This is a genomic window from Xanthomonas sp. NCPPB 2933 (assembly GCF_056725225.1).
In genome coordinates this window covers 3,738,487-3,756,345 of the sequence record NZ_CM161518.1, presented here as the reverse complement: position 1 = coordinate 3,756,345, position 17,859 = coordinate 3,738,487, and the positions used below count along the sequence as shown (strand labels likewise).

19 protein-coding genes are annotated in these 17,859 nt (G+C 65.1%); 8 read left to right on the top strand and 11 right to left on the bottom strand.

The genetic code is table 11. From position 1 onward, the window contains the following. Positions 1–115: 115 nt before the first annotated feature. From AC1PLU_RS15515 to AC1PLU_RS15490, 6 genes are all read left to right on the top strand, one after another. Positions 116–286: a hypothetical protein gene (locus AC1PLU_RS15515; RefSeq protein WP_104549902.1), complete on the top strand. Its 171-nt coding sequence runs from the start codon at positions 116–118 to the stop codon at positions 284–286. 226 nt (positions 287–512) lie between these two features. Next, positions 513–968, top strand: a complete 456-nt coding sequence (locus AC1PLU_RS15510) for a PA2169 family four-helix-bundle protein (protein ID WP_023903298.1) — start codon at positions 513–515, stop codon at positions 966–968. A 268-nt stretch (positions 969–1,236) separates the two neighbouring features. Further along, positions 1,237–1,839: a 2'-5' RNA ligase family protein gene (locus AC1PLU_RS15505; RefSeq protein ID WP_481106681.1), complete on the top strand. Its 603-nt coding sequence runs from the start codon at positions 1,237–1,239 to the stop codon at positions 1,837–1,839. Between the two features lie 35 nt (positions 1,840–1,874). Continuing rightward, the gene (locus AC1PLU_RS15500; protein WP_481106680.1) at positions 1,875–2,480 is read left to right on the top strand and encodes an HD domain-containing protein; all 606 of its coding nucleotides are present in this window, start codon (positions 1,875–1,877) and stop codon (positions 2,478–2,480) included. Between the two features lie 61 nt (positions 2,481–2,541). Next, positions 2,542–2,724: an oxidoreductase-like domain-containing protein gene (locus tag AC1PLU_RS15495; RefSeq protein WP_205391991.1), complete on the top strand. Its 183-nt coding sequence runs from the start codon at positions 2,542–2,544 to the stop codon at positions 2,722–2,724. A gap of 69 nt (positions 2,725–2,793) precedes the next feature. Continuing rightward, entirely contained in the window at positions 2,794–4,167 is a 1,374-nt protein-coding gene (locus AC1PLU_RS15490) for a virulence factor (protein ID WP_481106679.1), read from the top strand. A gap of 680 nt (positions 4,168–4,847) precedes the next feature. Here the strand turns inward: AC1PLU_RS15490 and mprF are convergent. Then, the gene (mprF, locus tag AC1PLU_RS15485; RefSeq protein WP_481106678.1) at positions 4,848–7,412 is read right to left on the bottom strand and encodes a bifunctional lysylphosphatidylglycerol flippase/synthetase MprF; all 2,565 of its coding nucleotides are present in this window, start codon (positions 7,410–7,412) and stop codon (positions 4,848–4,850) included. Between the two features lie 258 nt (positions 7,413–7,670). On the opposite strand from mprF, the gene AC1PLU_RS15480 reads away from it, so the two are divergent. Continuing rightward, positions 7,671–8,378 carry a DUF998 domain-containing protein gene (locus AC1PLU_RS15480; protein ID WP_481106677.1) on the top strand — a complete coding sequence of 236 codons (708 nt, stop codon included), beginning with the start codon at positions 7,671–7,673 and terminating at the stop codon, positions 8,376–8,378. A gap of 10 nt (positions 8,379–8,388) precedes the next feature. After that, positions 8,389–8,736: a RidA family protein gene (locus AC1PLU_RS15475; protein ID WP_023903305.1), complete on the top strand. Its 348-nt coding sequence runs from the start codon at positions 8,389–8,391 to the stop codon at positions 8,734–8,736. Between the two features lie 244 nt (positions 8,737–8,980). Here the strand turns inward: AC1PLU_RS15475 and AC1PLU_RS15470 are convergent, their stop codons facing one another. The 10 genes from AC1PLU_RS15470 to AC1PLU_RS15425 form a co-directional block, all read right to left on the bottom strand. Then, positions 8,981–10,051, bottom strand: a complete 1,071-nt coding sequence (locus AC1PLU_RS15470; RefSeq protein WP_481106676.1) for an SAM-dependent methyltransferase — start codon at positions 10,049–10,051, stop codon at positions 8,981–8,983. Positions 10,052–10,068: 17 nt separating this feature from the next. Further along, entirely contained in the window at positions 10,069–10,851 is a 783-nt protein-coding gene (locus AC1PLU_RS15465) for a DUF1295 domain-containing protein (RefSeq protein ID WP_481106675.1), read from the bottom strand. Then, on the bottom strand, positions 10,848–11,393 hold the full coding sequence (locus AC1PLU_RS15460; protein WP_481106674.1) for a DUF2878 domain-containing protein: 546 nt from the start codon (positions 11,391–11,393) through the stop codon (positions 10,848–10,850). Before AC1PLU_RS15460 ends, AC1PLU_RS15465 begins: the two co-directional genes overlap by 4 nt. Further along, the gene (locus tag AC1PLU_RS15455) at positions 11,390–12,685 is read right to left on the bottom strand and encodes an SAM-dependent methyltransferase (protein WP_229009275.1); all 1,296 of its coding nucleotides are present in this window, start codon (positions 12,683–12,685) and stop codon (positions 11,390–11,392) included. Before AC1PLU_RS15455 ends, AC1PLU_RS15460 begins: the two co-directional genes overlap by 4 nt. Next, complete coding sequence (locus AC1PLU_RS15450) at positions 12,682–13,560, bottom strand: DUF1365 domain-containing protein (RefSeq protein ID WP_481108530.1); 879 nt, start codon at positions 13,558–13,560, stop codon at positions 12,682–12,684. The genes AC1PLU_RS15455 and AC1PLU_RS15450 overlap by 4 nt, the downstream gene beginning before the upstream one ends. After that, positions 13,560–14,810 carry an NAD(P)/FAD-dependent oxidoreductase gene (locus AC1PLU_RS15445; RefSeq protein ID WP_481106673.1) on the bottom strand — a complete coding sequence of 417 codons (1,251 nt, stop codon included), beginning with the start codon at positions 14,808–14,810 and terminating at the stop codon, positions 13,560–13,562. Before AC1PLU_RS15445 ends, AC1PLU_RS15450 begins: the two co-directional genes overlap by 1 nt. Beyond that, a complete protein-coding gene (locus tag AC1PLU_RS15440) occupies positions 14,807–15,805 on the bottom strand; it encodes an acyl-CoA desaturase (RefSeq protein WP_043909898.1) in 999 nt (332 codons plus the stop codon). The genes AC1PLU_RS15445 and AC1PLU_RS15440 overlap by 4 nt, the downstream gene beginning before the upstream one ends. Positions 15,806–16,028: 223 nt before the next feature. Beyond that, positions 16,029–16,862, bottom strand: a complete 834-nt coding sequence (locus AC1PLU_RS15435; RefSeq protein WP_481106672.1) for an anti-sigma factor — start codon at positions 16,860–16,862, stop codon at positions 16,029–16,031. After that, positions 16,859–17,422: a sigma-70 family RNA polymerase sigma factor gene (locus AC1PLU_RS15430; RefSeq protein ID WP_023903315.1), complete on the bottom strand. Its 564-nt coding sequence runs from the start codon at positions 17,420–17,422 to the stop codon at positions 16,859–16,861. Before AC1PLU_RS15430 ends, AC1PLU_RS15435 begins: the two co-directional genes overlap by 4 nt. A 58-nt stretch (positions 17,423–17,480) precedes the next feature. Then, on the bottom strand, positions 17,481–17,849 hold the full coding sequence (locus tag AC1PLU_RS15425; protein WP_023903316.1) for a hypothetical protein: 369 nt from the start codon (positions 17,847–17,849) through the stop codon (positions 17,481–17,483). Between the last annotated feature and the right edge of the window lie 10 nt (positions 17,850–17,859).

Here is a 17,859-nt window from a genome sequence, read left to right as displayed (position 1 = left end):
GGAGCTTCAACGGCAATCGGTAACGCGATGCAGCACAACGCGCAGCGTATCCACAGCCAACTCACGGCATCGCACCGAGACTGCAGACTTGAACACAAGCGGACCGAACAGCGCCATGACCGAGTTCACTCCACCGCCGTGGAAGCGCCCCAATCCCAAGCGTAAATCTGCCTCCACGCCACTAAGCGATGCGCAGAAAGCCGCGGCCAAACAACGTGCGGAAGAAGCCGGGCGGCCGTATCCCAATCTGGTCGACAACATGTGGGCAAGCCGGCAACCCAAGTGAGTTTTGACTTTGCGTTGGCATGGATGAATCGCTATTCATTGCCTGCATGACCGCGTGAGGAAGCGGCCCACATAACTCACATGCGGATTATGCGCGCAACGCCACTATGGGGCCGTACACACCAACACTGCAGCGCAATCAACGCATCGATTGCCTCATCCCAAAGCCGGCGCGACCGCATCTGCTAGACGACGCAGCGCTGGCCCACCGCAACAAGGAGCGACACATGAGCATTCAGAGCAAGACCGAGCATAGCCTCAACGACCTCATTGCCATTTCCCGCGACGGCAAGGACTTCTACGATGAAGCCGCAGCCAAGGTCGACGATGCAGAACTTGCGACGCTGTTCCGCCGCATCGCTGGCGTCAAGTCCGACATCGTCAGCAATCTGAGCACTGTTGTCGCAGCCGCCGGCGGCGAGCCGAAGACCAGCGGCACGCTGGTCGGCAGCATGCAGCAGTTCTACGGCAAGGTCCGTGCAACGCTGGGCGACACCAAGTATGGCTACGTGGCCGAGCTGGAAGAGTCCGAAGACCGTCTGTTGAAGGCCTTCGATGAAACCATCGCCGACCAGGATACTCCGGCCGCTGCACGCGACGCCGCACTGCGCCTGCTGCCGGAAGTGCGTGCATGTCATGACGTGATGCGTAACCGCAAGCACGCGATGAAAAGCGCCGCATAAGTTGCGTGCGTGACCGCAGCGCATCCAGGTGATGCAGCTCGCGGAGTAAACCGATAAAGGCGGAAACGGGTAGCGCAAGCTGCCCGTTTCTTTTTGTGTGGCGGATGCAGACGCACATGCAGATACGGCGCACGCGTTCTGTTCCACGCAACCGTGCGCGTTCCACGTTGCCAGCCATGTTTTTGTGTGTGTCGGACACCCGCCCGGTCTGCTAGTATCCGCCGCCCTTCCTCCGGCAGGCCCGCATGCGCGGTCGTGGACTTACCCCATGAAACAGCAGTTTCTGTACCTGTCATCGGCCGAGGCGCAGTTGTCGCTGGGCCTGGGGGAAGAGAAGACCACCGAGCGTCTGTTTTTTGCGGTGATGGCCGATGCGCGCACTGCCGAGCATGCGGCAACCATCGCCGAAGGGTTGCTTGGTAATGGTCAGGTCGATGGCAAGCCGCTTGCGCGCGAGCGGCTGCATGTGACCTTGCATCATCTGGGCGATTACGCAGGCGGTTTGCCGCCGTCGTTGGTGAGCCGTGCGAGCCAGGCGGCCGAGCGCGTGATGCTGGATGCATTCGACGTGGTGTTCGATCGGGTTGGTACCTTCGGTGGACGGCGTTCGCAGTTGCCGTGCGTGTTGCGCGGCGAAGAGCAAGTGCGCGGCTTGTATGAATTGCAAGGCGCACTGGGTCGGCAACTGGCGCATGTGGGCATTGCCGGCGATGCGCAGTACACGCCGCATATGACGCTGCTGTATTGCAATCAGGCGTTGCCGCAACGGCGCTGCGATACGCTCGCCTGGACGGTGCGCGAGTTCGCGCTGATGCGCAGCTTTCTCGGCCAATCGCGTTACCAGATCGAAGGCCGCTGGTCGCTGCGCTGATGTGCAGGCGGGCGCGCACGCGGTAGCCTGCGTGCATGGACGTCACCACACCACTGCCATTGCAGGCCGAGCACCTGGCCGCGCTCGAACAGGCCTATGCCACGCCACCGCGCGCCTACCATCACTTCGGCCATGTGCGCGCGCTGCTGCAGCATTACGCCGAGGTCGCCGCCGGGCCGGGCTGGCAGCAGCCGGCCGAGGTCTGGCTGGCGGTGTTGTTTCACGATGCGGTGTATCAGCCAGGACGCAGCGACAACGAGGCGGAATCTGCCAACTGGGCGGCGCAGTGCATTCCGCGCTGGTGGCCGCAGGCGCAGGTGGATGTGGAGCGTGTGCAAAGCCTGATTCTGCTGACTGCACGTCACGGGCAACTGCAGCCGCAGGACGTGGACGCCGAAGCGGCGTTGTTTCTGGATTGCGATATGGCGATTCTGGCCGCACCGGCAGCGGTGTTCGATGCGTACGACCGTGCCATTGCCGCCGAATACCGCGGACATGTGCCAAGCGTGCTGTTCCGGCTCAACCGCCGGCGTTTTCTGGCCGGCCTGCTCAAGCGCCCGCGCATCTTCTTGAGCGATGACTTCCATGCGCGCTGTGATGCGGCTGCGCGGGCCAATCTGCGCCGGCGGCTGGGTCGCTGATCCGCCTGGATGATCCTGGCGGTTCATCCAGGCGCAGCAATAGCGCACGCTACAATGGCGCATGCACGACAGCGCCGTTTCCGCCACCGATCCACGCCCGCACCCTCCCGAGCCGCCTGCGCCCAACGAGTGCTGCGAAAGCGGTTGTCCGTTGTGCGTGCATGATCTGTACGCCGAGGAACTGGCGCGCTACCGGCAGGCGCTGGCAGCCTGGGAAGCGCGTCAGCAAGCGGGTGCGCCGTAAGCGAAGCGTCGCGCTTCGCGCTGCAGCCTGGAACGATTATCTTTGAACCACTTTTCCCGATGGTGCGACATGCGACGACTTGAGATGTGGAGCGCGCTCTGCGGCGCGGCGGTGTTGGCGCTATCGGGCGCGGTCGCCGCACAGGCACCGCAACCGGTAAGCCATGGCCGTTTCGAACAGGTGCCGGTGCTGATGCCCAAGGGCGAGCCGCAGCGTGTGGTGATCTGGCTGAGCGGTGCCGGCAATGCCGCCAAGCGCCAGGCGCAGGCAGAAAGCTTGCGTGCCGATGGCGCGATGGTGGCGATGGTGGACACCGCGCATCTGTACGCGGTGCTGCGCAAGGCCGGCGGTACCTGCGCGTTCTCGGTGGGCGATGTGGAGAACTTTTCCCGCTATCTGCAGGCCTTCTATCACATCCCCACCTACCGTCTGCCATTGCTGGTCGGCGACGGCGATGGAGCGGCACTGGCTTATGCGATCGGTGCACAAGCCAAGCCGCATGTGCTGGCCGGCGTGCTCACCGATGGGTTGTGCCCGGCGGCGGTCTCCGACCAGGCGATCTGCCAGCCGGGGGTTCGTCCGGGCAGCAACGCGCTGCTCCCGGTGCCGCTGCAGATTCCCTGGGTGCTGGCCGGCAGCCAGGACAAGCGTTGCCCGGCCGCGACCGAGAACGCCTTCCTCAAGCAGGTGCCGCAGGCGCGCACGTTCACGCGTTCCGCGCAGGGCGATATTCTGCCGGGTCTGCGCGCTGCCGCTCTCTCGTTGGGCGAGCAAAAGGGCGTGGCCCTGCCGCCGCCGCCGGGCGGTCTGGCCGATTTGCCAGTGGTGGAAGTGCCGGCCAAACCCGACGGCGACAGCGACGACGACACCTTTGTGATCTTCGTCTCCGGTGATGGTGGCTGGGCGGGTCTGGACGAAGAAGTAGCCGACGCGCTGGCCGCGCAGGGCATTCCGGTGGTCGGCCTGGATTCGCTGCGTTACTTCTGGACCGAACGCACGCCGCAAGGCTTCGCGACCGATCTGGACCGCATCGCGCGCTTCTATGCGCAGCGTTGGCAGCGTCAGCGGGTGGTACTGATCGGCTTTTCGCAAGGCGCGGACGTGTTGCCCGCAGCGATCAACAAGCTACCGGCGCAGACCAGGCAGAACATCCGCATGACGGCGCTGTTGTCGGTGGGCAAGCTGGCCGACTACGAGTTCCATGTCAGCAACTGGCTGGGTTCGGACGACGATGGCCTGCCGATCGCACCAGAAGTGCAGCGCCTGCCGGCCGGCACCACGGTGTGCATCTACGGCCAGGACGATGAGGACGCGCTTTGCCCGAGCCTGCCGGCGCAGGCGGCCAAACGGGTTGCGCTGCCGGGCGATCATCACTTCAAGGGCGATTACGCCACCTTGGCCAAGGTGATCATGGAGCAGTTGCACGGGCTGTCGAAGCCGTGAGCGAGCGGTGCATCTTTCCATTCGCAGCTTTTCCTTCAGCCGCCGACAATATCCCAAGGTGCTTGCGCGCGTGCCGGCATGGGACCTTACGCGGCATGGATGCCGCGTAAGAGCCTACACGGACGTACTTGCGGCGTGTCCCATGCCGGTACGCGTGCAAGCGCCCGCAGCAAACCGAAGCATTCCCACGAAACCAGCTGACTTCGTCTGCTTGCTCGGCTTGCGCGCGGTGCCGCATCCAATGTCGGGACATGCCGCAAGTACGTCCATGTAGGCTCGGTGGCGGCATCCATGCCGCCACACGGTCCCGCCCCTGGACGCGGCACCACGCTGCCACTTTTCGCGCTTGCTGATCGGCAAGCAATGACTTTGTGTATGCGTAATGCCTGCAGATTCCGTTGTCGATAGTCGACGCAGCCTTTTGTCTATCGCTTTGTCATGATTTCGCCAGCGAAGGCCACGCTTCAATGCATGATCAATCAACCAAGCAACGCTGTTCCTTCAGCTACCGACGCCAACCGAAGGTGCTTGCGCGCGTGCCGGCATGGGACCTTACGCGGCATGGATGCCGCGTAAGAGCCTACACGGACGTACTTGCGGCGTGTCCCATGCCGGCACGCGCGCAAGCGCCCCTCAGTAAACCAAAGCATTTCGCACAAAGGCGCAGGCATCACGCGACCTTATTCCTGCCGGCCAGGATCCACCGAGATCAAGCGGGTCACATCCAGTAACGCCGCAGGTAAGTGCATGCCGCCCGGCGCGACCAGATAGCGCGGGCGCCAGGTCGGCGCGAACTTCGACTTGAAGCGGCGCAGGCCGCTGAACCCGTAGAAGCGTTCACCGTGCCGCGCGACCAGGCTGGCGAAGCGGTTCCAGCGGCCGGCCAGGCGATGCTCGGCCATGCCCGACAGTGGCGCCATGCCCAGCGAGAAGCGCGTGTAGCCATTGGCCTGGCCCCACAGGAACAGCTCGATAAACAGGAAGTCCATGGTGCCCTTGGGCGCCTGCGCACTGTGGCGCATCAGATCCACCGACAGCTCGCCGCCGGCCGGCGCCCACCACACGTTGGCGAAGGCCATGATCTGTCCTTCCGCCTCGGCCACCGCCACCGGAAACCGGCGCAGGTACTCCGCATCGAAGCTGCCCAGCGAAAAGCCTTTCTCTTCGCCGGCTTTTTCTTCCAGCCACTGCTCGGAGACCTCGGCCAGCTGCGGCAGCACCGCCTCCACTTGCTCGGGCTGCAGCATGCGGAAGGTCAGGCCGCCGCGTTTGCCGCGGTTCCAGGCCTGGCGCAGGTCGGCGCGGTCGCGGCCTTCCAGGGTGAAGCCTTCCAGCGGCACGATCGCCTCTTCGCCCAGCTTGACCAGGGTCAGCCCCATGTCGAGGTAGGTCTGCCAGTATTTTTCGCCGACCTGGTAGAACACCGGGCGCAGACCCATATGGTCAGCCTCTTCGCGGAAGCGCCAGATCAGCGCCCGCGCGACCTCCGGCGGGCCGACCGGATCGCCCATCGAGATCAGCGAGCCGCCGTAGCGCTGCATCATCACAAACCCACGCCCCTGCTCATCGAGCAAAAACGCCTTGTCGCCGGTCAACGCCAGGCAGGCCTGGGTGTCGGTGCTGATGGCCAGAATCGGTGCCAGCGTCTGCAGGGTCTGCGCATCGGCGGCCGGCATCGGGCGGCGCCCGCCACGCAGCAGACGCGCCATGCCGAACACGATCACGCCCACGCACAGGATCAGCGCCGCGCGCAACGCACGCGGCGCATTGGCCGAGGTGGCGAACTGCCACCACAGGTCATTGCTGTATTCGACATGGCTGTAGACGAAGAACAGCAGCCAGAACGTGGCCACCAGCACCAGGCCCAGATTGCTCAGCCAGCGCCACGACCAGGCTTCGTCCAGCAGCGCGCCCTGGCGATAGAACTCGCGGCGTGCCGCCCACAGCGCAACCGCCGCCAATGCGGCCGACAGCGACACCGAAATATGGCTGCCGCGTAGCAGCGACAGCGGCGGCAACAGCACGCACACACCCAGCGCCAGCGCCCAGGCCGCATGGCTGCGGCGTTGCAGGCCCTGGCCGATCAGCAACAACAACATGCCGCCCAGGCTGACCAGCAGATGCGAGGTTTCGATCAGCGGCAGCGGCGCCACTTCCTGACGCGCGCGTGGGGTGGGCAAGGTGCCGTCGATCATCAGCGCCGCGCCCACCGCAAACACCGCCAAGGCCAGAATCTGCGGCAGCCACGGGCGAAATGCCTTCCATACCGTGCGTGCGGTGCTCGCACTGGCACGCACTGGCGCACCCAGGCCCGAAGCCGCCGCCATTGCCACCGAAATCAGCAATGGCACGATGTAGTAGGTGACCCGGTAGGCCAGCGCCGCGGCCAGCACTGCGGCGGGAGTGACATGCGGCAGCAGCTTGAGCAGGCTCCACTCGAACACGCCCAGCCCGGCCGGCACGGTGGAGATCAGGCCGGCGACCACCGCCACCAGCCAGATGCCGATAAAGCCGAAATAGCCGGTGCCCGGATCCGGCGGCAGCAGCACGTAGAACGCGGCCGCAGCCAGGCCCAGTTCGACCACGCTCAGCGCGGTCACGCCGAGCACCGTGGTGCGATCGGGCAGCCAGAAGCGATGGCTGCGGATGCCGAATTCGCGGCCCTGTCTGCCGACCAATACCAGCATCCCCACATAGCCGACCAGCAAGGCGATGCCGGCAATGCGGATGCCTTCGGCAGCGATCGGCAGGGCGCGTGCGGCCGCTTCCGGTTCCAGCATCAAGGCCAGGCCAAGCAGCACCCAGGCGCCGAAGATGAAGCCCAGCGTGCTCATCAGCACCACCTGGCCGATCTCGGCCAGGGTCAGCCCCACGCTGCCATAACCGCGCAAGCGCACCGCGCCGCCGGTCAGTGCAGCAAAGCCCAATGTCTGCCCGACCGCGTGCGCCATGAACGCGGTGATGCCCACCCGCGCCGGATGCAAGCGCTTGCCGGTGCGCTTGAGCCCCACCCAGTCAAAGCCCACCAGGCAGGCGTAGCTGCTCAAGCCCAGCAGCAGGGTGAGCGCGATCTGGCCGACCCCCAGTTCACGGAACGCCTGGCGGATCTGCCGATAGCCGTGGTCAGTGAACTGAGAGGACAGCGCGTGCAGCGCCATCGCCAGGATCGCCAGGCTGATGATCACCGGCAGGGCGCGACGCCAACCGCTGGCGGGCGTTTCGGAAGACACGGGGGTATCCGTCATGAGGGCAACGGGATCTGCTTGAGGGAAAGAGGGTGCATGCACGGAATGTGCCGCGCGCGGAGGGTCTGCATGGGCCGGTCGATTGAAGTGCGTGCAGCGTGATCGCGTCAATGCAGAAATGAAGTGAACGCTAAGGTTCGGCCATACCGATATTTGTCCGCGCATGGCGGCCGCGCGCATCATAGGGCAAAGCCACGCGTACGTGCCGTCGGGGAGCCGGATGGATCAGATGACAGTTGCAGGGGAGACAGGCTGTTGATGGGGAATGCATGCGATCACCGCGCTGCTGCGCAAACCCGGCGGCCATGTCCGCCACGCTGGAGCGGTTACGCCGGTGCGATCACCGCAGCGACGGGCGTGGCCTTCATCGCTCTGGTGGTGTTGCTGCAATGGCTGCGCGGCGATCTGGACTGGATCGATGCACAACTGAGTGCCTACCTGCACGGCGCTTACGGCTTGCTGCTGCGCACCGCCTATTGCCTGCTGGCCGCAGCCATGGCGTGGCTGGCGCTGGGCCTGTACGCGGCGCTGGCGCCGGTCGCATGCAGTCGCACGGTGGTGGGCTTGTTCTGCATGGCGGCAGTAGGCCTGAGCGCGGTGGCGATCGGCGACAGCTGGATGCCGGTGCTCGCCCCCGACGCGGCGACGATGGTGCATCTGTTGTCGGCGAATACCGCATTTCTGTGCGTAATTGCAGCGATATTGCTGCAATCCTGGTATTTCCGTCGTGATCGTTGGTGGCGCCAGCATTTCGTACCGGCATTCGGTCTGGGCTTGGTGGCATTTGCGCTGTTGTTGTTCCACGTCAGCGTGACCAGCGCGCCGCCGGGTATCAGCCAGAAGAGTGCCATCGTGGCGATCGTGTCCTGGATGGTGCTGGTTGGGCGGTGGTTGGCGTGCGACGTACGTGCGCAGGCTGCATGTTTGCCGCATTCGCGGGACAATGCCCGGGTCAATCAACCGTAGGAAGTCTGAAATGGTGCAGCGATTCGATACAGGTCCGCGGATGTCCGAAATGGCCGTGCATGGCGGCGTGTGCTATCTGGCCGGCCAGATTGCCGAGGACACCAGCGAAGACATCACCGGGCAGACCCGCCAGGTGCTGGGCGAAATCGACAAATTGCTGGCGCAGGCGGCCAGCGACAAGACCAAGATCCTGCGTGCGGAAATCTTCCTGGCCGACATCGCCGATTTCGACGGCATGAACAAGGCCTGGGACGAGTGGGTGCCGCATGGCTTTACGCCCGCACGTGCCACTGTCGAAGCCAAACTGGCGCGGCCGGAGTGGAAGGTGGAAATCGTGATCACCGCTGCGGCGGGCTGATCGCCTGGCGGCGCGCGGATCGCCGAGCGATCGCGCGCTGCGATCCTATGATCTGCAACATTGCAGCTGCCTCAGCAGCCAGTTGCGAAAACCTGCTTGCGTGCCGAGCTGGCATTGCCAGCCAACGCGCTGATCTGCGTGCCAGCGTTGTTGAAGAGCCGAATTGAAGCCGACACATCGTGGCCATCAGCTGGCCGCGATGTCGTTTTGGTCCGCGCTGCTGCGTCGATCAGCTTTGCTTCGATCAACGTTTGACGAAGCGATAGTGCGCCACGCCCCATTCGCGGCCCTGGTCGTAACCGAACAGCTCCGCACAGGCCAGCCAGAACATCCGCCAGCGCTGCCACCAGCGCTGCGCATCCTCGCCGTAGGTCTGCTTCAGCAGCGGCATGATCTGCTCGCGGTGGCGGTCCTGATTCTCCAGCCAGGCATTGGCGGTTTTTTCGTAATGCTCGCCCGACAGCACCCAACGCTGTTCGATCACGACATCCTGCTGGAAATGCAGCAAGGTATCGGTGGCCGGCATCAGCCCGCCGGTGAAAAAGTGCCGCCCCATCCAGTTATCTTCGCCGGCCACTTCGAACGGGTAGGCCAGATCGCGATGACAGAAGACATGCACGAACAGCTTGCCGCCCGGCGCCAGCCAGCTGCCGACGCGCGCCAGCAGCTCGCGGTAATTGCGCATGTGCTCGAACATTTCCACCGACACCACACGGTCGAAATTGCCCGGCGGCAGCGCCAGCGCATTGACGTCGGCAGTGATCACCTGCACGTTGCTCAAGCCGCGCACGCGACACTGTTCCAGAATATGCGCGCGCTGCGGGCGTGAGTTGGACACCGCGGTGATGGTGGCGCCGGGATAGCGTTCGGCCATCCACAGGGTCAGCGAGCCCCAGCCGCAGCCCAGTTCCAGAATGCGCTGGCCGTCGGCCAGCTCGGCACGCTCGCCGTACAGCGCCAGCATGCGTTCTTCGGCGGCATCCAGATCCGGCGTGGTCGCGTCCCAATAGCAGCTGCTGTATTTGAGCCGGCGCCCCAGGCACAGGGTGAAGAACTGCGGTGGCAACTCGTAGTGCTGGCGATTGGCGGCATCGGTTTCGATCGCGATCGCGCTGGCACGTAGGCTGTCGATAAACGCGCGTTGACGTTCGCCGCTGGCATCGGCGCCGTCGCCGCGCTCATCGCGCAAGCGCTGCGCGCACAGTCGGCGAATGCCGTAGCGCAGCGCGGCATCGGGCAGCAGGCCGGATTCGGCCAGCCGGGTAACGAAGGATTCTTCGGGCAGCGAGGAGGGCGGGATGGTAACGGTGGACATACGACTCTCCAGGCGACTCAGGACGAAGGGGGGAACGGAAAAAATGCGCTGGTGCTGCGTTGGTACTGCGCATAGTCCTCACCACGCGAGCGCAGCGCCTGCTGCTCGGTGTAGGGAATGCCGGTGAAGCGATACAGAAACACGAACATCACCACCGGCCCAAGCGCGCACAGCGCGACCGGCCACGGCCCGGCACCGACAGCCAGCGCCAGATAGGCAAACCAATGCACGAACTCGAAGAAATAATTGGGATGGCGCGAATACCGCCACAGCCCGCTGCGGCAGGTGACGCCGCGATTGGCCGGATTGGCCTTGTGCGCAGACAGTTGCCGGTCCGCCAGCGCTTCGCCGCCGACCGCGATCAACCACACGGCAATTGCCAGGCTGCTCCACACGCTCCAGGCCGGATGCGGGTTGCTGGCAGCGGCCAGAAACGGCACCGAAAACAGCACCACCACCACCGCTTGCGCCAGGAAAAAGCCCAGGAATTTGCGCTGGTCGCCATTCCAGTGTTCGCGCAGTGCGCGATAGCGGCCATCTTCGTGCGGGTCGCCGAACACGCGCACGCCCAGATGCAGCGCCAGGCGCGCGCCCCACACGCCGCCGAGCACGGCCACCAGCACGCGCGGTAGCAGCGCGCCATCGGACATCCACGCGCAATACGGCGCAGCGACGGCCAGGCACGCGGCCCACAGCACATCCACCGGGCCGGCATTGCCGCTGCGGCGTTGCCACAGCCAGCCGATCACCATCACCACGCTCGCAAACACGCCTACATGCAGCAGTGGCCAGACAGTCATTGCAGTTCTCCAGTGATGTGCTCAGGCGATGGTCGCGCCAGGCGGCGTGCATACAGCGACAACACGCCGCAGGCCACGCCCCAGCCGATGCCGACCGCAACCACTGCGTGCAGCTGTGGCGGCTGAAATTCCACCGCCTGCCAGCTGCGCTGCGCCAACCAATACGAGAACGGCCCGAAGATGGCGCCCAGCAGTACCGCCAGCCATGGACGTTGCATCACCGTGGCCAAGGAATGATTGAGAGTGAGCGCAAAGCCCAGCCACAACGCCAGAATCCACGGCGGTGCCAACGGCGTGCCTGGCCACGGTGCGGCGTAACGCACCCAACCGCCTGCAGCCAGCGTGGTGTCCAGCAGCAGGCCCAGCGACAACGCGGCGATCAACAATTGCAGATCGCCCGGCGCGCGCCGCGACGGCCACAGCTGATACAGCGCAAATAGCGCCAACACCAGCAGTGTCGGCCAGATGCGCGCCTGCGCGGCGGCGCTGACCGCCACCAACCATAGCACCTGCAAACCGAGATAGTTGCCGAGCTGCTTCATGCGTCGGCAGGCAGGCCAGGCACGAACTGCGGCGGACGCGCGCCCGGCTTGCTCAGCCACAGATGCACATCGCCGATCGAGCGCTCCAGAAAACCGGCTTCGCAATAGGCCAGATAGAACTCCCACATGCGGATGAAGCGCTCGTCGTAGCCCAGCGCGCGCACCTGCGGCAGCTGCGCCATGAAGCGCTGCCGCCACGCACGCAGCGTCAACGCATAGCTCGGCCCGATGTCTTCGAGATTGAACAGGCGCAGATCGCTGGCGCGCGCGATGGCACCGGTCATCGCCGCCACCGAGGGAATGAAGCTGCCGGGGAAGATATGCCGCTTGATGAAGTCCACCGAGTGCAATGCCTGCGCATAGCGATGGTCTTCGATGGTGATGGCCTGGATCAGCGCCTCGCCATCGTCGGCGAGCAGGCTGCCGACCTTGGCGAAATAGGTGTCCAGATACTGATGGCCGATCGCCTCGATCATCTCGATCGACACCACCCGGTCGTAGCGGCCGTCCAGATCGCGATAGTCGCGCAGCAACACCGTCACACGATCGCTCAAACCGGCTGCAGCGATGCGTTGGGTTGCCAGATCGAACTGTTCGCGCGAGATGGTGGTGGTGGTGACGCGGCAGCCATGCTCGCGTGCGGCATGCAGTGCAAAGCCACCCCAGCCGGTGCCGATTTCCACCACATGGTGCTGCGGGCCGAGCCGCAGTTTCTGGCAGATGCGTTCGAGTTTGCGCGTGGCGGCGCGCTCCAGCGCCGCTTCGCCTTGCGCCTCTTCGCCATCGACGAAGATCGCAGACGAATACATCAGGTTCTCATCGAGAAACAGGCTGAATAACGGATTGCCCAGATCGTAATGCGCCGCGATATTGCGCCGGCTGCCGCTGCGGGTATTGCGCGCAAAGGTGTGCAGGCTGCGCATCGCCCAGCCACCCAAACGTGCGGTGCCGGTTTCCATCGCATCCAGGCGGTCGCGATTGCGCAACAGCAGGCGCATCAGGCCGACCAGGTCGTCGCACTGCCATTGCCCATCCATGTACGACTCGCCGGCACCGACGCTGCCATTGAGCGCGGCCTGCCGATAGAAGCCCGGATCGGTGACGCGCAATTGCAGTTGCAAGGCATCCGCGCCGCTGGCGTTGCCGAGGGTGGTGATGCCATCGGCCTCGTGCAGCTGCAATTGCCCATCGCGCAGGTCGCCGAGTGTTGCCAGCAGGCGCTTGCGCAACAGGCGATCCGTCCAGGAAGCCGCGCGCGGGGCAGTGGTGTCGGGCAGGGACGTGGCGTTCATCGGCGTTCTCGCACAGGCGGATGGGGGGTGTCGTGCACAGGGTTGCCGCGCAGCCACAGGCGCAAGGCCTGCCAGTGGATGGCGACCACCACCTGCACGGTCATCAAGGGATAAGCCAACAGCGTGCGCGCCAGGGTGCGCGCGGTCAGCGGCTGGCGCTGCAGCACCAGGGTGGCGTCGAAACGGCGGGCGCCGCTGTCGTTGCCTGCCGCGTCGGCATCGGGAGCATCCAGCACATCCATATGTACGCGCAATTGCGCGTCCGGCACGCTGAAACGCCAGTCGTACTGGTGCTGCATGCCCATGAAGGGCGAGACGTGGAAGCGCTTGTCGAAACGCCAGGCATGCACGTCGCGATGCGTGCGCGCCTGCGCGACCGGCAGCACGTAGGTGTGGCGCTGCTGCCAGGGCGTGTTGGTGATCTCGGCAACGATCCAGCGCAGGCCGTCGTGACGATCGAAGCAGTAGTAGAAGCTGACCGGATTGAACACATGGCCGAAGTAGCGCAGATGCGTGAGCAGGCGGATCGCGCCGTCGGGGCGCTCGCCGGTGTGGGTCTGCACGCAATCGCGCACTGCTTCATCCAGTGGAATAGTTGGGTCGCCGAGATAATCGCTGCGACGGAACTGCGCCAGGTTGGCGCGCCCCACCGACCACAGCCAACGCTGTGCAAACACCCGATCCAGTTCGGACAGATCCAGATACATCAAAAACAGCTTGTAGCGAAAATCCAGCGGTTTTGGCGCAAACCGGCGATGCCGCACCCAACCGGTATAGATCGCGCTGCGCAACGGGGCTGCCACGCTGCCGGCGCCGCTGCCCTCGGTCGGGGGCAACGGCACCGCATCGTTGCTGGCTTCGCGCAGCAGCTGCATCACCACGGCACTCCCAGGCCGTGCGCCACGTCCACACCGCTGCGCAGGCCGTCCTCGTGGAAGCCGAAGCCCCACGCCGCACCGGCAAACCAGGTGTGCTGGACGCCTTGGATATCGGCCTTGCGCGTCTGCGCAGCGAGTGCGGCTGCGTTCTGCACCGGATGGCGATAGCGCATGCGGCGCAGCACCTTGTCCGGGTCGATGTCGTGGTCGCGATTGAGGCTGACGATGAACGGCTGTGGCGCTTCGATCGACTGCAGCGCGTTCATCCAGTAACTCACCGTGCACGGCGCCTGCGGGTCGGCCGGCACATGCGCGTTCCATGCCGCCCAGGCGCGGCGATCACGCGGCAACACGCGCGCATCGGTATGCAGCACGGTGTCGTTGTTCTGGTAGCTGATGCCGCCCAGGATCTGTTGCTCGGCCGGTGTGGAGTCGCTAAGCAATGCCAATGCATCGTCGGCGTGACAAGCCAGGACCACGTCGTTGAAATGTTCTTCGCCGCGCAGCGAGCTGAGCACCACGCCATTGCCGACGCGCCGGATCGCATGCACCGGGGTGGACAGCCGCTCCAGCACCTGCCAGCGCCGCCGCAGCGCGCGCACATAGCTGTTGGATCCGCCACGCACCACCTGCCACTGCGGCCGCCCGCTGAGTTGCAGCATGTGGTGATTGGCCATGAAGCCGATCAGCTGGCCCATCGGAAATTCCAGGATGCGCTGCGAGGGCGATGACCACAGCGCCGAGGCCATCGGCACCAGATGCTGGTCGCGAAACGCCGCCGAGTAGCCATGCCGCTGCAGATACTCGCCCAGCGTGCTGAACTGCTCGTCGCTGTGCAGCACCGCCGGTGCCTGGCGATAGAAGCGGCGCAGGTCGGACAACATGCCCCAGAAGCGCGGGCTGAGCAGATTGCGGCGCTGGCAGAACAGCCCGCCCAGGCTGCCGGCGTTGTATTCGAGCCCGCTGCGCGCATCGTGCACGGAGAAGCTCATCGTGGTCGGCTGCGCGGCCACATCGAGCTCGGCGAACATGCGCGTGAGCAACGGATAGTGCTGCGGGTTGAACACGATGAAGCCGCTGTCCACCGCGTAGCGCTGGCCTTCCAGCTGGATGTCGTGCGTGTGCGTATGCCCGCCGAGATAATCGGCGGCCTCGAACAGAGTGACTTCATAGCGCCGCGACAACAGCCACGCCGCGCCCAGGCCGGCGATGCCACTGCCGACCACGGCAATCCTGCCCTCGCTCATCGGCGCACCCGCTCGGCGCGCTGCGTGAGCATCTTTGGCATCGGCTTGAGGTCCCACACCAGGCCCACCCACGACATCGCCGTGAGGCCGTACCAGGTCATGTCGTACTCCCACCAGCGCAGGCCCTGGCGCGCCGAGCCGGGGAAGAAGTGGTGATTGTTGTGCCAGCCTTCGCCAAAGGTGAGCAGCGCCAGCAGCCAGTTGTTGCGGCTGTCGTCGCGGGTATCGAAGCGCCGGCTACCGAAGCGATGCGCCAGCGAGTTGATGGTGAAGGTGGCGTGGAACAAGGCCACCGTGGAGATCACAAAGCCCCATACCAGCAACTGCGCGCCATTGGTCTCCAGCGCGGGCGCGGCGGTGGCCAGCCAGTCGCCGAGCAGGTACAGGCCCAGCGCCAGCACCACCGGCATCACGATGTCGAAGCGGTCCAGGAAGCGCAGCTCGGCAAAGCGGCGCAGATCCGGGATGACCTCCCAATCGGTGCGGAAATTACGCGGGGTCAGGAACCAGCCGGTATGGCTCCACCAGAAGCCGTGTTGTGCCGGCGAATGCGGGTCGCGGCCGGTGTCGGTATGCCGATGGTGGTTGCGATGATGCGCGGCCCACCATAGCGGCCCGCGTTGCACGCAGGTAGCGCCGATCGCGGCGAACACGAACTGCAACACGCGCGAGGTCTTGAAGGCGCGGTGCGAGAAATAGCGATGATAGAAACCGGTCAGCGCGAACATGCGCAGCGCATACAGCGCCACCGCCATGCCCACCGCAAACCAGGACGCGCCCACCCAGATCACCGACAGGCAGGCCAGGTGCAGGGCGATGAAGGGGATGGCGCGCAGCCAGTCGATGCGGTCTGCGCGCGCTTCGTCCAGCGGTTCGTCGGTCTGCGAATCCACCCAGCGGCGCAGGCTGCCGATACGCATTGCCAACCAGCCACGGGGATGTGGGCTGGTGGGCTGAGGCGTTGCAGCGTTGGGGTCGACTCCGGTACTCGGCACGCGTGGTTCTCCGTCGTTGGTCGTGACCCTTTACGAACGCTGCCGGCAAACAGATGCACCAGCGCGCATGATCGTCGCATGCGTGTGTAAGGTTCGTCTGATCACACTGATAATTCGCGCAATCGCGCACACAATTGACCCCACGCCGTATCGCTGGCGCGCATGAGGTCGTTCGTGAAACGAGCTTGCCTGCGAGAGCCTCGCAGGCAAGCTCACAGCCGGGTCAGGGCGCCATAGCCAGCGTGCTGATGCCGCCCTTGGCCACCACGGTGCCGGTGGGGATGCCACCCGGCGCACCGCCCAGTGGTTCCAGAGTGACGGCCAACAGAGCCTCGTTGCTGAGCATGGGCATCAGCTGATCGGGGATCTGCGCGCGGCGTGCGCGTTGATCGTCGAATGTGCCCATCGAATGCGGCTTGCCGTCTGCGGTGATCAACCACAGTTCGGGCACCTTGTCGGCGGTGGCGGTGCGATCCAGCGGCGTCACCGTGATGGTGTGCTTGTCAGCATCCATCAAGGCCACGTAGCCCGGCCGGCCGTCTTCGGTCGCCAGCGTGGCGGTCATCGCGATGCCGGTGGCAGGCGGGGTGACCGGGGTTGCTGGAGTCGTGACCGGCGGTGCCTGTACCACCGGGCCAGTGGCTGGCGGCTGCACCGGTGCGGGCGGCGTGTTCACGTTCAACAAGGCAAGCACGCACACCGCAGCAGTGGCCAGGCCACCGGCACTGGCCCAACGCCAGAAGCGCACGCTGTTCCAAAGTGGCGTGGCCGGTGTGGTGGTGGTCGGTGCTGCGGGCACTGCGCGCAATGGCGTATCGAAGCCCAGCGTCTGGCGGATGCGCGTCCAGAGTTGATCGGACGGGGTCACCGCCGCGATTTCGTCCAGCAGCGGCATCAGATGTTGCTGCCATTGCAGAACCGCCTGATCGAACTGGCTGTCGGTGGCGATGCGTTGTTCGGCCGCCAGGCGCTCGTCGGCGCTCAGCAGACCCAGCACGTATTCGCCGGCAAGCACGTCGCGCGGCGGTTCCTGGTCGATGGGGAATGGCGTGCTCATCGTTCCAGACATGCCTTGAGTTTGGCCAGGCCACGACGGATCCAGCTCTTGACCGTGCCGATCGGCGTGTCGGTGCGCGCCGCCAGTTCTTCGTAGGTGATGCCATCGAAGAAGGCGGTGCGGATCAATTCGCTGCGCGGCGGTTCGAGTTCGGCCAGGCAATGGTCGATGCGGTGACGCGTGCTGGCGCGCTCGGTGCGCTCCAGCGGTGAGGCATCGCTGGCACGCAGGTCGCCGGCATCGTCCAGGGTCACGTTGCGGCGCTGCGGTGCATTGGCGCGCAGATGGTCGATCGCCTTGTTGCGCGCAATCATCGCCAGCCACGTCAGCCCGCGTGCACGCGCCGGATCGAACTGCCCGGCCTTGTGCCAGATCAGCGTGAACACGTCCTGCAGCACTTCTTCGGCTTCGGCGCGTTGCGGAATCATGCGCAAGCACACCCCGAACAGCTTGGCCGAGGTCTGCCGATACAGCGCTTCGAAAGCATGCCGGTCGCCGCCCGCAGTTGCGGTGAGCAGGCGTCCGGTTTCATCGTCGTCGTGGCCAGGAATGGCACTCATGCGGTCGGGCGTTGAGTAAGGTGGCGCCGATCCTACCGGACTGGCTACAGCGTGTCTTTCACTTGTGCCGGAACCACAGCAGCACAGCGGCGAGCAGCAACAGGATTTCCACGCCTGCCAGCGCAACCGTCGGTGCAGAGACCGGCCACAGCCGCGAGAGCGCGACAGTGCGGAACAGTACGATCGGGACGTAGAAGGCGAGTGCCACCAGCAGCCCGGTGCGCGGTTGATCGATCCAGGCGAAGTAACCGAACAAAAACGCCATGCCCAACTGCAGGCCGCCGTAGATGACCAGGTATTCCGACTGCCCGGCCGGCGAAAGCTGGGTGTAACCGACCGCATTTGCGGTCTTGGCCGGTGAGAGCGTGCACCAGATCGCCAGGACGACATAGAGCACTGCGTTGATCCAGAGATAGGCCTTGGCCATGAGGATGTTC